Genomic DNA, 13159 nt, shown 5'->3' on the forward strand with positions numbered 1-13159 from the left:
GACACACCGGGGACAATGCGGCCCAGCACCCCGCATTACTCATACGGTTTTGATGTGGATATTCCTCTTAGCAGCTCTGTGATCCTTTTCAGTGCTGTTGCGCTCTGGATTGTGTGGGTTGCACCCTACATGCTCCGGAACGGACGCCACCAACTGCAGCCCGCGGGCGAGCATGCGGCGGACATCATCGATCTCGAAACAGCAGCCCCCCAAGCCGGGAACGTCATGAAGATGACGGCCCAGCAGGAGAAACCCATGACCAGTACCCAGCGCACCGAGTCCGTCCCGGGAAGTACCGGGCTCGACGGCGGCCCCACGACGTCAGCCGCCGGTCCGGCGTTCAGAATCCGCTATGGCCGGTTGGCCCTCGCTCTGGCCGGTCTGCTCTCGTTGCTCACCTGCGTCGTCTCGGCGGCCCTGCGGATGTTCGGCCTTGGCTCACCTTGGCTGCCCTTCATTGCCTTCCTCGGCACCGGAGCCGCAGTCTTTACGCTCCGCTGGCTCGCGGTCAGGGACCGCCGCCGAAAAATGAACGATGCGTTTCGCGAGGCCATGAGCGCCCCGGCACGGTCCGCCCCGGAGCGTGCCCCGCTGCGGGAGCCGGCGGGGGAGCCCCGCGAGCGGCCCGAGAGCCCGCTCTTCGACGCCCAGGCCGACACCGCAGAGGGTAAACCGGCACCGAAGCCCCTTACCGCCCAGGAACTCCGCCAGGCGGCGCTGGCGGAAGCTGCGGCCTCTGGCGACATGTCCGTCGGCACAGCGAACGCCCGCACCCCCGAAGAATCCAGCTGGGAACCGGTGGACGTCCCCAAACCCACCTATGTGGAAGCGGCGAAAGCCGAGCGGGCCGCCCCGCAGCCGCTCGACCTGCCGGAAGCCCCGAAGGCCGTCGGAAAGCCGTTGCTGAAGCAGGGCCTTCCGCAGGCGCCGGCCGTCAGCCTCGGCGCGGACGCCGGGCCGAAGCCGCTGGGCAAGGCCCAGAGTGCGCTGAGCAACCTGGACGACGTCCTGCAGCGACGCCGGGCCTGAGCTTCTCACTTCCAGCCCCGGGCAGCCAGCCATGGCCGCCCGGGGCTTTTTTGTGCCCGGCTGATCAAATACCCGCGGGTCCAAACGGCCGGAAATCAGGCACGGCCCTGTAGCCTCAGGGCATGACTCGACTTTGCGTCGCCGGGGGAACCGGCCAAGCGGGCCGCGAAGTCGTGCGGCAGGCCGTCGCGGCTGGGTTCGGGGTGGCGGTACTCTGCCGCAATCTGCCGCCCTCCGGGGATCCCGCCCGGACCGTCGGCGCGGAGTACTTTCCTGCCGACGTCACCTCCGGCGAGGGGCTGGCCGCGGCGCTGGCCGGGTCCGACGTCGTGATCGACTGCCTGGAGGGGCGCTCCGGGAAGGCGCTGAAGGACTTCGCCGACGGCGGCGCCCGGCTGCTTGCCGCCGCCCAGGACGCCGGCGTTGTCCGGGCCATGATGCTTTCCATCGTCAATTGCGACCGGAGCAGCTTGGGCTACTACGCCTCGAAGGCAGCCAAGGAGCAGGTCTACGAGCGGTCAGGACTCGAGACCGTCGTGCTCCGGGCGACGCAGTTCCATTCCCTTCTGGCGACGACTTTTGCCGCCGGCTCGAAACTGCGGATGATCCCGGTGGTCACAGGCGCCAGCTTTCAGCCCATCGCACCCGCCGATGCCGCGGCTGCCCTGCTCGGGGAGGCCCTGCAACCCGCAACGGGACGCCGGCACAGCCTCAGGACCATCGGCGGCCCCGAGATTCACGAGATGGGGGAGCTCGCCCGGCAATGGAAGGCAGCCACTGGCTCCCGTGCACGGCCGGTGCGCTTTCCGTTGCCCGGTCCGATGGGAACATACTTGCGCGCCGGGCTGAACCTGGCGCCGGAGGAACGCCGCGCCGGTGAGACTTTCAGCGGCTGGCTGGCAATGAACGCGGATAGTTTGTAGCCTAGGGACACCGGCAACGCCGTTCCTCCGGGACCGGCGTTGCTTCGGGGCTATAGCTCAGTTGGTAGAGCGCTTCGTTCGCATCGAAGAGGTCAGGAGTTCGAATCTCCTTAGCTCCACAGTGAAAGCTCTCTCATCTGCGGAAACGTATGGTTGGAGGGCTTTTGTCTTGCCTGTTTTAGGGCCAGCCCGACGTTTTGGGACTGAAGGCCGTGGCATTGGGGGAGCATTTGGGCGGGGTCCCCGGCGTGGAACTATACTCCCGATCAGTGGGAGGGTAGATCAGCATGCACTTAAAGTTGACCCTTAGATCCTTCCCCTAACAATTTCGACCGTGACATCCCAGGACAGCGGGCACAAGTGTTTCTGTCCGCTCCGGAGAGGTGCCGCGAGCCGCAACATATCGGTCCGGGCGCACGAGCGCTACGCGATTAACGTCCCGCGTGGGGGCCGTGGTCGGTGCGGGGAGTCCGTCGGAGAGGAAGACAATGGGTATTCCGTGCCATCGTGGAGCCTCGGGGTCGGGCTGGGTTTCTCCGGGACGACCCCACACTATCCAGGACCAGCCGGTCGGGCTCAGTTTGTCGTAGAGTCGTCCGCCGCCGGGCAGTTCCGGATTCGGCAGGCGCTGGCCGGCGCCGGGTGCGGTTGTCAAGGATCCGCTGGAATAGGAGAGGTCGAGCATTCCTACGGTGCGGCCAAGCTTCGCCTGGACGCCGGGGCGCGCCAGGATCCAGGGTGCGAGGCGTCCGAGCACTCGACGGATGGAGCTTCGACGGGTGGTGAGTGCTGTGGTTACCCGTGCCACGCCGGTGACCATGCTTCGGGCCGTATCCCGCCGCTCTGCCTCGTAACTGTCGAGCAGTCTCTCCGCAGCCTCGGGGGAATCCAGGCGGTCGACCGCGGCCAGTTTCCAGAGGAGGTTATGGGCGTCCTGGACCCCGGTGTTGAGGCCTTGCCCTCCGACGGGGCTGTGGATGTGGGCGGCGTCCCCGGCAAGGAAGACGCGGCCGGCGCGGAAGTGGTTGGCCAGCCCGTGGCTGAGGTTGAACTGGGATGTCCACTTCACGTCGTGGCTGCCGACTTCCAGCCCGGAACGCTGGCGAATCAACCCATCGAGGAAGGCCGCATCGACGGTCACTTTTGACTCCTTCGCCGGCGTGGGAACGTGTGCGATGATCCGCCAGCGATCCGGCTCCGGCATGGGGACGATCAGCAGCAGCCCGTCCGGGTTCAGGTAGACGTAGCCCTCGTTTTGGGTCAGCGGCAGGGTGCTCTTGACGTCCGCCAGGATGAAGGTGGCGCCGGCGTCACGGCGAGTGAGTCGGAGTCCGACCTGGTCCCGCACCCGGCTGCGACCCCCATCGCAGCCGAGGAGCCAGCGTGCGCTGACACTTTCGTTTCCGCCGTCCCGCGTGACCAGCGCCTGGACCTGATCGTCCCCGTCGTGAATCTCCTTGAGTGAAGTTCCCCATTCCACAACACCGCCGAGGCTGTTGAGGTGCTTCTCCAGCACGAGTTCCGTCGCGTCCTGGGGGATGGAAAGCCAGAATGGATACGCCGTGTCCCCCCAGGGAAGCCCACCCAGGTCTATACGGGTGGCCTGGCGCTGGGAGCCGGAATGCGCAGTGAGGGCCGCGAACGGGACCCCCTTAGCGAGCATCGCGTCCGCCGTCCCCATGGTCTGGAAAACTTCGAGTGTTCGGGCATGAGTGACCAGGGCCTTGGAGTGCGTCGAGCGCTCCTGTTTGCGGTCGATGATGCGCACGCTCAAGCCATGACGCAGGGCTTCGCAAGCCGCGGTCAGCCCGGTTGGGCCGGCGCCCACCACGAGAACATCGACCACCTCGACGTCGGCCGTTCCGGAGGAAGGAGGCCGGGTGGACGGATCCGGGGAGTGCTGAGTGTTCATGGCGATAAGTCTAACAAAAAATGAGACAATGTTGTCGCATTTTTTTTGGATTCTGCAGTGGGGCAGCGTCGCTGCGGGGCCCGGACCCGCTGGCCATGGCCCATTCCGTATGCCTCGTCGCGTATGGTCGAGGTCGAAGCACTCCCCGGAAAGGCACCATGCCCAGCCCTAAACAGCCAGCGGTCCCGCGCATTGATGTCGAGCGCCATCACCGGGCCCTCCTTGCGGCCGCGGCCGATGAACTCTCCCGCAATCCCGACTCCTCCATGGCGGATGTGGCGCAGGCGGCAAATCTGACCAGGGCGACCCTGTACCGCCACTTCAGCAACCGGCAGTCCCTGCTCAAGGCCATCCAGGCGGAGGCCCTCGCGCGCGGATCGGAGACGCTCGTTGCGTGTCGCCTCGACGAGGGGAACGCGCTGGAGGTCCTTCGGCGCGTGATTGACTCCCTGGGCAAGCACGGGATGCGTTTCCGCATCATTCTGCTGAGGGCGCCTGACCAAAACGCGCGGTTCCTCGCCCAGCGCGACGAGGTCCTCGCCCCTCTGGTCGAGGTGATCCGGCGCGGGCAGAGCGAGGGCGATATCCGAGCCGATCTGTCGCCGGAATGGATCGTCACAGCCATGGCCTCCCTGCTGATGTCGGCGGTGCGGGCATCGCCGAAATCCAAGCACTCCGATGCGGAGGTGTCCGACCTCATCTTCCGCACCCTGGCCGGCGGGATCGCGGCACGCGGCGGCATGGGCGGTCCCAAAAACTAGACATACCTGTCTCATTTCATCTAGTCTCAGATCAGACGCCCTAACTGGTGCTGTCCGACTCCATGAACCGTGATGGGAATATCCGTGCTCTCTGCACTCGCTCGCACGTCAACCAGGTACCGCTGGATAGTGGTCGCCATGTGGCTGGTATTGATCCTGGGGGCGGCGCTGGGCAGCCGCGCGGCCGGCGGGACCTTCAACAATGACCTGACCCTCGCCGGCACCGACTCCCAGGCCGCATACGACAGCCTCCGCGAGCAGTTCCCCGAGCTTGCCGGTGACGGCATGCAGGTCATCGTTCACAGCACGGAAGCCGGGGAGCCCGTCACGGCGCCGTCAATGCGTGCCGCGGTGGAGAACGCCGTCGCTACGGTTGCCTCGCTGGACGGCGTGGCCGCTGCCCGATCGCCCTACGGGCCGCCCCTGCCGATGGTTTCCGGGGATGGCATGACGGCGATGGTGACGATCCAGTTCACCGACCGTGCCAAAGACATTCCCGTTGAGACGGTGACCCAGGCGCGGGCGGCCTTCGAGGGCGTGCAGGATGCCGGGGGCCAGGTTGAATTCGGAGGTCCGGCCGCGCAGGCCGAGTCCGGGCCATCCGGCAGTGAGGCCTTCGGGTTGCTTGCGGCAGCCCTGGTGCTGCTGGTCGTATTCGGTTCGTTGTTCGCCATGCTGGTCACGCTGGCCACCGCCCTCGTGGCCCTCGGCGTCGGGCTCGCCTCAATCTCAATGCTCGCTTCGACGGTGACCATCGGCACGTCCGGTCCCATCGTTGCCGCCATGATCGGACTGGGCGTGGGCATCGATTACGCCCTGCTCATCGTGACCAGACACCGGGAGGGGATGTCCCGGGGCCTGGCTCCCAACGAGTCCGTCCAAGCGGCCATGACCACCGCCGGCCGCTCAGTCCTCGTCGCCGGCGCCACAGTGATTATCGCCATCCTCAGCCTCTACGCCATCGGCATCCCGTTCGTCTCCTCACTGGGCCTTGCCAGCGCAATTGTCGTCAGCGCGACGATGCTGGCCTCCGTCACCTTGCTGCCGGCATTGCTGTCGATCTTCGGCCGGAACCTGGACCGGGTCAGGGTGCGCAAGACCGGCAGGAAGACCCGCCCTGCGTCGGATGGTGCCGGCCAGCCTGATTCTTCGCCTGCGTCGGGGTGGCACGGCTGGGTGGGAGGCGTCCAGCGCCGCCGATGGGCCGCAGCGTTCGCCGCCATGCTCGTCCTGGCCATTCTTGCCCTGCCCCTGCTGTCGCTGCGCCTCGGTACCGCCGACGGCGGTTCCCAGGCCGCAGACACCACCCAGAGGAAAGCCTATGACCTCATCGTGGACGGTTTCGGTGCCGGCTGGGCCGGCCCGCTGCTCGTCACGGTCGACTTCGGCGCCAACTCGACGCCGGCCGAGAACCGGGCCGCGAGCATCGAACTGCGCGACCAGCTGGCGGCAACGGGCGGCATCAGCGCGGTGACTCCGCCGCGGCTCGGGGAAGACGGGGCAACCGCGCTGTACACGGTGATCCCCACGAGTTCCCCGGATGACGCGGCCACGGAAACACTGGTCCATGACCTGCGCGACACTGTCCTGCCCGCGGCGGTACCGGGCGCGGCCGCCCACGTTGGCGGGGCAACGGCGACCAGCATCGACCTGGCCGACACGCTCCTGGCCCAGATCGGCTGGTTCATTCTGGTTGTCGTCGTGCTGGCCTTCATCGTTCTCCTGATCGAGTTCCGGGCGCCGTTCATCGCGGCCATGGCGGTCATCATGAACCTGTTCGCGGTGGGGGCCGCGTACGGGCCCGTTGTCGCCGTGTTCCAGTGGGGGTGGTGGCCCGCTGAACTGCTGGGGGTTGTTCCCGGCCCCGTCGAGTCGTTCGTGCCGGTCATGCTGTTCGCGGTGCTCTTCGGCCTGTCCACCGACTACACCGTGTTCCTGCTAAGCCGGGTGAAGGAGGAGCTCGACCGCACGGGAGATCCCGACCTGGCCGTCCGCAACGGCCTGGCCGCCACCGCCAGGGTCATCCTGGCCGCGGCATCAGTCATGGTCGTCGTCTTCGGGAGCTTCATGCTCAACGACCAGCGGACCGTCACGATGTTCGGCTTTGGCCTGGCCGTGGCCATCGCCGTGTATGTGCTCGTCGTCATGCTGGTACTCGTGCCCGCTCTCCTCGCCATCTCCGGACGCGCTGCCTGGGGGAGGGCCAGGCGCCACCCCTCACAGGACCCCGCGGTCGCACCCGAGCGGGAACCGGAACCCCACACGGCAACTCTCTGACGGGGGTGAGCAGGAAGTAGTGCGGTGCTGACCGATCCTCCGTTCCTGACAGGTTGCACGGCTCCCAGCAGAGGTGGCCGTACGCAGGAAGGCCTGAACTCATGAAAACCAATCAGTTGTCGCATAGACGCTTGACTGCCAACGAGGGCCTAACCAGGTGGCCCCACTTTTACCGATAGGCTTGGCAGCACTATTGCACTGTCTGGTTGAATCCAAGCCAAGCGTGAACCACAGGAGGCACCATGCCCATCGTCGAGGCTGCTGTCACGAAGGCACTTGAAGAAGCAACCGCCAGTAACAAAGGTCGTTCGGCCGAGATCCTCGTCCATGACGGGCCACTACGTCAGACCGTCATTGGGCTCAGGATTGGGCAACTCCTTGCCGAGCACAATTCTCCGCCTGCTGCGAGTATGTATGTTCTGCGTGGGCGAGTGCGGGTCACCGGGCAGGACCAGTCGGAAGTTGTTGCTGGGGAGATCGTTGCGCTGACTCACGTGCGCCACGGTGTCGAGGCGCTGGAGGACTCCGTTTTCCTGCTGACTACCGTGACCAGTCAGAATGTTGACAGCCACGGGGGTAGCTCTCAAGAGGAGCACCACGAGTAATACCTGGTTAGCTCGCCGCCGGCTGGCCTGCTGCGGCCAGAAACACGAGTATTAGCACGGCAGTGCGGACAGTGCTGACGGCTGGCGATCGGCAAACAGACTGCTCTTGGTCTCGGGGGCGGAAATCCGGGGATCTCAGGCCCAATGGCCGGGACGGCGGACGTGGCAGTGAATTAGGCCTTTAGAAAGCGCCAGCGCGGCAAGTGCCGTGACCACCAAGAACCGCAGCCCGATCGAGTAGATGCGCGTCGCGGCGTCGTACGTTGCCCCCATGAACAGTGGCGGGAAGCAGCCTCCCAGGCCACAGGCGGCGCTGACCACTGCGCTGATGCTGTCGCCTTTCCCCGGTGGCGTAGAGGAAGCGCATTTTCCAGGTGACCGGGGTCTTCCCCGCGTCGAGCAGCTTGGGCAGGACGGGGAGGTTGTTCGGGGTCCATCCCGGAGCTTCCTTCATCAGGAACCAGACCACGGCCGGCCATGACCGCGAGGATCGCGGCGATCAGCTGGTGCGTGGGGAAGTCCCGACGGCGAAGACCGGCCCGTCGGGGTGCCGACGACGATCCGGCCCAACGAGCGGGGCATCTCCAGGCTCGCCCGGAATCGGGTTAGGAGGTCCACGAGGGCGGCGTATGCCAGCACCATCGGGACGTCAGAAATCCAGCCTGCCGGGGCCTTTCTCGGTTCCAGTCAGTCAGTCGAGGCGAACGTCTTCGAGAACAGCAGTTTGAGTCGGCAGGGTAGGAGGTGGACCTCCGGTGGTGACGGCAGCCGGCGGAAACGTTCGGAGATGCAGTTCCCTCCGCGACGGGCTCTTGCAACGTCATTTCACGTCTTTGGAGCCCTCGCGTAGCCGACCTTCACTGTAGAGGCTCTCCCGCAAACGGTGCTGGTGTTGGCCTTGCCGACATTCAGGACGAGGTACTGCGGGGCGTTACCGTCGTCGGTGCGGAACGACTTGACCTTGACGCCTTTCACGTAGACCTCGGAGAAATTGTCGCCCCAATAGCCCGGAACGGGTCTTCGCCGGTAGGTGGAGTCATCTGCGGCGCAAGGGGCACGGTGGCGGACGGAATACGCCGTACTCTCTGGTGGCACCGAACCGGCGAGGCCGCCGGAAAGAATGTGGCCAAAGTGGGCCGGCGCCGCTTTTCGTTTCTTAAATTTCGGATGTATCGTTGACTATCGCTATATATCGTTCAGAATTTCCAGAGGAGAACATGATGCGCAATTCATACCCGGCAGGCGGATTCCGAGGCAACAACGTCGACAGCATGTGGCAGGCCGTTGAGGAGTTGCGTGAAAGGTTCGAGAAGCGCTCGGGCACCCGCGCAGGCCGAGGCGAGGTGCGGTCGGCGGTGCTGGCACTGCTCGCCGAACGGCCGATGCACGGCTACCAGATCATCCGTGAAATCGAGGAGCGCAGCGGTGGCAGCTGGAAGCCCAGCGCCGGCTCTGTCTACCCAACGCTGCAGCTGCTGGCCGATGAGGGGTTCATCAGTGCCGAGGAATCCAACGGACGCAAGATCTACTCGCTCACGGAAGCCGGCCGCGAGGAGGTAGCGGGTGCAGGCACTTCAGCGCCGTGGGAGGCAGCGGGTCCGGCGTCGGGCACCGGGTTCGCCGCGCTGCCCAAGGCGGGCGTCGAGCTCGCACAAGCGGCGTCCCAGGTGGGCCGCACCGGCACGCCGGAGCAGGTGCAGGAGGCCGTGGCGGTGCTCGACGACGCACGCCGCCGGCTGTACTCGATCCTCGCCCGGGACTGACGCCGGTGACGCCGGTGACGTCGGTTCGCCGGGACCGCGCAGATCCGGTACCCGGCGCCGGGAACACCCGTGCCCGTTACCGTCGCATCCTCCGCTTCGCCGCGTGGAATCTCGCGGTGACCTGGTGGTTTGAGCTGTTCCTCCCACGCCTCGGGCTGGGCTGGATTGCCGAGCGCACCAGGACGAAGAGGATGCGGCGCTTCGCGCAGCGCTTTCACGTGCTCGCGGTGGAGCTTGGCGGTCTCATGATCAAAGTGGGTCAGTTCCTGTCCTCCAGGCTCGACGTGCTCCCGCCCGAGATCACCAAGGAACTTGAGGGGCTGCAGGATGAGGTGCCCCCGGTGTCGTTTTCTGCGATCCGCACCCTCGCCGAAGCTGAGCTGGGGGCGCCGCTGGAGAAGTTGTTCGCCTCGGTCGAGGAGACACCGATCGCGGCAGCGTCCCTCGGGCAGGCGCACCGGGCGAGGCTCCTTCCGGGCGATGCCGCCGACACCGGGCTCGACAGTGTGGTGCTGAAGGTACAGCGACCGGGCATCGACGCCATTGTCGACGTCGACCTGGCGGCCCTGCGCAAAGTGGGCGGCTGGCTCAGCCACGTGCGCCTGGTGTCCGATCGTGCCAACATGCCCGCCCTGGTCGAGGAGTTTGCGCAGACCAGTCTTGAGGAGATCGACTACCTGAATGAGGCGGAGAATTCGGTGCGGTTTGCGGCTGATTTCGCCGCCGACGACCGGGTGAGCGTGCCCGACGTCGTCTGGGAGCGGAGCACCCGCCGCGTGCTTACCCTCGAAGATGTCACGGCGATCAAGATCACGGACTCGGAGGCGCTTCGTGCGGCGGGCATCGATCCGGCCCAGGTTGCCCCGGTTTTCGCGTCGGTCATGTTCGACCAGATGTTCACGAACGGCTTTTTCCACGCTGATCCGCACCCGGGCAATATCTTCGTCACCCCGGATACCGGTTCGTCCACAGGGCGTCCCTGGAAGCTGACGTTCATCGACTTCGGCATGATGGGCGAGGTGCCGGCGAGTACGCGCACCGGCCTGCGGAAGCTGCTCATCGCGGCCGCATCCCGTGACGGTAGGGGATTGATGACCGCGATCAGCGATGTGGGCGTGTTGGTGCCCTCGGCCGACACGGTCGAGCTTGAGCGGGCGCTGACGCACCTCTTCGCCCGGTTTGGCGGGATGGGCTTCGCCGAGCTTCGCGAGGTGGACCCGCGGGAGTTTCTTGATTTTGCGGTGGAGTTCGGTGACGTGGTTCGCTCGTTGCCGTTCCAGCTGCCGGAGAACTTCCTGCTCATCATCCGGGCGATGTCACTGACGTCGGGTGTGTGCAGCACGCTGGACGAGCGGTTCAATCTGTGGGACTCGGTTGAACCCTATGCGGCGCAGCTGCTGCGCGACGAGCGTGGCAACATCGTGCAGGACGTGGCTCAGCAGGCGTTCGATGCCGCCGGTTTGGCCCTCGGCCTGCCGAAACGCCTGGATGGGCTTCTCGCCCGGCTCGAGGACGGTTCACTGGCGGTTGCCAACCCGCGCCTTGAGCGGCAGGTGGCGCGGCTTGACCGCACGGCGCAGCGATCGGCATCGGCACTGATATTCGGCGCATTGCTCATCGCAGGTTCTGTGGTCCGGGCGGACGACACGGTGCTCGGCAGTGTGCTGATGCTCGTGTCGGTGATTCCGCTGCTGCACGGGCTGTGGGTTGGGCGCAGCGGCCTCTGAGTGAGCCGGTGACTCCGTCTTTGGCGCCAGGGGAACGGTGCCGGTGAGACATAGCGGAGCCCAGCCGATCAAACCGGCTGGGCCCCTGCGCGTTTAGTCCCGGGAGATAGGAGGCCTCATTCGGGTCCGATCAGACGCTTCGCTCGCATCCCGGCCCGTCCCCGGGCCCTTGTTAGCGCTGCGGCGGATTCAGCGGGAGCGGAACTATGGGCTGGTCATTGGCGGCAAGGTCAATGCCGAGATCTTTGGCGAAGACGAGCCGCGTGTCCTTGTAGATTCCGGGGTGGTTCTCGTCCAGTTCGAAGACACGTGCACCGCGCAGACGGTTACGGTCAGGGCCGGGCAGTCCGTAGGCGCCGAAACCGGTTCCGGGTGCGTAGCCGAGCTGAACACCGTAGTAGTTGCCCACATAAGTGTTGACGTGATCGTGCCCCACGAAGTAACCGGCCACATCCCCTCGTTCCAGGAAGGCATTGAACAGGCCCGAGTTGATGGGTCCGGGGCACTCGTCCTCGTTCCGTTCGCCCACTATGTTGTGCTTCTTGAGCGCTCGCGCGTGATCCGCATCTGTTCGCGAGTCGAGGCTGGCGAACCACATATTGCGGTGCTCATGAAGCGCAATATGGCCCCACATGAGGGAAGGGATCTTCTTGCCGTATTTTTGCTCTGTGGCGATTGACTGATTCCGGTACCACGTGACCTGGTCCATGCGCACCCAGTCCCAGTCCGGGTAGCCCTCGAAGTCCTGCCCGTCGATGCTGTCGGGGGCATAGCGGCCGGTATCGATAAGCCAAAGACCGAAGGCCGGAGTTTTTGACCTGGAGGATTGAACGAGCAGTTGCGAGTTAGAGGTACCGGTGAGTCCCGGCGTGGAGTCGGCATTCACGTTGAACTCGTAGGTCTGCAGGAATTCCAGCATCCTGCCTTCGGTCATCCCTGTTCGCTGCACCGAGTCTTCGTCGTGATTGCCGAAGGTCACGGCCCATGGGATCTGCCGGCGTTCCATGGGCTGGACCACGTGGTTGAGCGCTTGTTTGACCTCCAGTTCGGAGTCGCATCCTCCGTTGATGACATCTCCGTTGATGACCACAAAGTCCGGCTTTTCCGTATCAAGGGTCCGGTCCATGAGTTCGATTGTGCGGCGGTCCGTCTGCTCGTCGTCCTGGGTGTCGTTGAACTGGACAATTCTGAATGCGCCGTCCGGGCGAAAGGCAAGCGTCGGCTTTGGTGCCTTTGCGCGCGGTGATGCCATGCCCGCAGTTCCGGTAGACGCTGTGATTCCCAATGCCCCCAGCACTCCGGCAGCGGCCAACGCCGTTCGCCTGCTGAGTTTTGGCTGGTGGATACCTGTCGTCATCGCGACCTCTCTTCATCATTGATGCGGCCTTGATGCCGGCCGCCGGCCTGTCGAGACGCTACATGGCAGAAGCGTCCAGCCCTGAAACAGACAGTGAACGCACCGCACTACACGGCCGCTCAGCCCGATATCCTGTCCAGTGAGACGAGGAGAATCATGACCACCCTGAAAGAACGCCTGCACGCCGACGTCGTCGGCCACATGAAGGACCGCAACAAGGTCGCGCTCACCACGGTGCGCAACGTCCTGGGCGAAATCGAAACCCGCGAGAAGTCCGGCAAGACCCCGATCGTGCTGGACGACGTCCAGGTGACGGCCCTGCTGCAGAAGGAAGCCGCCAAGCGCCGCGACACCGCCCGCATCTACACCGAGGCGGGGGAGTCCGAGCGGGCGGCTGCGGAGATCGCCGAAGCCGAGATCATCGAGGCGTACCTGCCGAAGGCCCTGACCGCAACCGAGGTGGAGGCGATCGTCGACGAGGTGATCGGTGGCCTCACGGCCGACGGCACCGAACTGACCATGCGCCAGCTGGGCGCGGTGATGAAGCCGGTGACCGCCAAGGTCGCCGGACGCTTCGACGGCAAGGCCGTCAGCGAGATCGTGCGCAGCCGCATCGCGCACTGACAGGGCCTGTCCGCCTCCGGACTGCGGCGCCGTGGCGGACCGGCGGACCGGCGGATGGCGGACGGCCACCGGCGCTCGCCTGTATCCTGAGAAGGTGTGTGCCGCCGCATACGTCAGTCTCCGATCCGCCCCTCGGACTCTGGGATTGGAACTCTTATCGCTACCGCCGTGCCGGATCAAC

General features: G+C 65.5%; 11 protein-coding genes and 1 tRNA gene. 9 read left to right on the forward strand and 3 right to left on the reverse strand.

From position 1 onward, the window contains the following. The first annotated feature begins 54 nt into the window (after window positions 1–54). From ACZYX4_RS01225 to ACZYX4_RS01235, 3 genes are all read left to right on the forward strand, one after another. Window positions 55–1029 (forward strand): hypothetical protein, encoded by a 975-nt coding sequence (locus ACZYX4_RS01225; RefSeq protein WP_463873070.1) that lies wholly within the window; start codon window positions 55–57, stop codon window positions 1027–1029. Window positions 1030–1151: 122 nt separating this feature from the next. Then, on the forward strand, window positions 1152–1952 hold the full coding sequence (locus ACZYX4_RS01230; protein ID WP_463873071.1) for an SDR family oxidoreductase: 801 nt from the start codon (window positions 1152–1154) through the stop codon (window positions 1950–1952). Between the two features lie 46 nt (window positions 1953–1998). After that, window positions 1999–2071: transfer RNA gene (locus ACZYX4_RS01235), tRNA-Ala, on the forward strand. Between the two features lie 200 nt (window positions 2072–2271). Here the strand turns inward: ACZYX4_RS01235 and ACZYX4_RS01240 are convergent. After that, entirely contained in the window at window positions 2272–3864 is a 1593-nt protein-coding gene (locus ACZYX4_RS01240; protein WP_463873073.1) for an FAD-dependent monooxygenase, read from the reverse strand. A 158-nt stretch (window positions 3865–4022) separates the two neighbouring features. Here ACZYX4_RS01240 and ACZYX4_RS01245 point away from each other — a divergent pair, with 158 nt between their 5' ends. The 3 genes from ACZYX4_RS01245 (at window position 4023) to ACZYX4_RS01255 (ending at window position 7507) form a co-directional block, all read left to right on the forward strand. Continuing rightward, window positions 4023–4625 carry a TetR/AcrR family transcriptional regulator gene (locus ACZYX4_RS01245; protein WP_463873075.1) on the forward strand — a complete coding sequence of 201 codons (603 nt, stop codon included), beginning with the start codon at window positions 4023–4025 and terminating at the stop codon, window positions 4623–4625. A gap of 138 nt (window positions 4626–4763) precedes the next feature. Next, the gene (locus ACZYX4_RS01250; protein ID WP_463873076.1) at window positions 4764–6902 is read left to right on the forward strand and encodes an MMPL family transporter; all 2139 of its coding nucleotides are present in this window, start codon (window positions 4764–4766) and stop codon (window positions 6900–6902) included. A gap of 242 nt (window positions 6903–7144) precedes the next feature. After that, window positions 7145–7507 carry a cupin domain-containing protein gene (locus ACZYX4_RS01255; RefSeq protein ID WP_463873077.1) on the forward strand — a complete coding sequence of 121 codons (363 nt, stop codon included), beginning with the start codon at window positions 7145–7147 and terminating at the stop codon, window positions 7505–7507. 825 nt (window positions 7508–8332) lie between these two features. On the opposite strand, the gene ACZYX4_RS01260 is transcribed toward ACZYX4_RS01255, so the two are convergent. Continuing rightward, the gene (locus ACZYX4_RS01260; RefSeq protein WP_463873079.1) at window positions 8333–8482 is read right to left on the reverse strand and encodes a hypothetical protein; all 150 of its coding nucleotides are present in this window, start codon (window positions 8480–8482) and stop codon (window positions 8333–8335) included. 245 nt (window positions 8483–8727) lie between these two features. Here ACZYX4_RS01260 and ACZYX4_RS01265 point away from each other — a divergent pair, with 245 nt between their 5' ends. Together ACZYX4_RS01265 and ACZYX4_RS01270 are read left to right on the forward strand one after the other, a co-directional pair. Beyond that, on the forward strand, window positions 8728–9270 hold the full coding sequence (locus ACZYX4_RS01265) for a PadR family transcriptional regulator (protein ID WP_463873196.1): 543 nt from the start codon (window positions 8728–8730) through the stop codon (window positions 9268–9270). Window positions 9271–9284: 14 nt separating this feature from the next. After that, window positions 9285–10997 carry an ABC1 kinase family protein gene (locus ACZYX4_RS01270; RefSeq protein WP_463873197.1) on the forward strand — a complete coding sequence of 571 codons (1713 nt, stop codon included), beginning with the start codon at window positions 9285–9287 and terminating at the stop codon, window positions 10995–10997. Between the two features lie 172 nt (window positions 10998–11169). Here ACZYX4_RS01270 and ACZYX4_RS01275 read toward each other — a convergent pair whose 3' ends face one another. Further along, the gene (locus tag ACZYX4_RS01275) at window positions 11170–12354 is read right to left on the reverse strand and encodes a metallophosphoesterase family protein (RefSeq protein WP_463873080.1); all 1185 of its coding nucleotides are present in this window, start codon (window positions 12352–12354) and stop codon (window positions 11170–11172) included. A 156-nt stretch (window positions 12355–12510) separates the two neighbouring features. On the opposite strand from ACZYX4_RS01275, the gene ACZYX4_RS01280 reads away from it, so the two are divergent. Next, window positions 12511–12978 (forward strand): GatB/YqeY domain-containing protein, encoded by a 468-nt coding sequence (locus ACZYX4_RS01280; protein ID WP_463873081.1) that lies wholly within the window; start codon window positions 12511–12513, stop codon window positions 12976–12978. Window positions 12979–13159 lie beyond the last annotated feature (181 nt).

The organism is Pseudarthrobacter leeuwenhoeki (assembly GCF_055412885.1).

Excerpts from the sequence above, each read along its gene's own strand:
- ACZYX4_RS01230 (WP_463873071.1), top strand. The coding sequence starts at position 1,152 with ATGACTCGACTTTGCGTCGCCGGGGGAACCGGCCAAGCGGGCCGCGAA.
- ACZYX4_RS01240 (WP_463873073.1), bottom strand. The coding sequence starts at position 3,864 with ATGAACACTCAGCACTCCCCGGATCCGTCCACCCGGCCTCCTTCCTCC.
- ACZYX4_RS01245 (WP_463873075.1), top strand. The coding sequence starts at position 4,023 with ATGCCCAGCCCTAAACAGCCAGCGGTCCCGCGCATTGATGTCGAGCGC.
- ACZYX4_RS01250 (WP_463873076.1), top strand. The coding sequence starts at position 4,764 with ATGTGGCTGGTATTGATCCTGGGGGCGGCGCTGGGCAGCCGCGCGGCC.
- ACZYX4_RS01255 (WP_463873077.1), top strand. The coding sequence starts at position 7,145 with ATGCCCATCGTCGAGGCTGCTGTCACGAAGGCACTTGAAGAAGCAACC.
- ACZYX4_RS01265 (WP_463873196.1), top strand. The coding sequence starts at position 8,728 with ATGCGCAATTCATACCCGGCAGGCGGATTCCGAGGCAACAACGTCGAC.
- ACZYX4_RS01275 (WP_463873080.1), bottom strand. The coding sequence starts at position 12,354 with ATGACGACAGGTATCCACCAGCCAAAACTCAGCAGGCGAACGGCGTTG.
- ACZYX4_RS01280 (WP_463873081.1), top strand. The coding sequence starts at position 12,511 with ATGACCACCCTGAAAGAACGCCTGCACGCCGACGTCGTCGGCCACATG.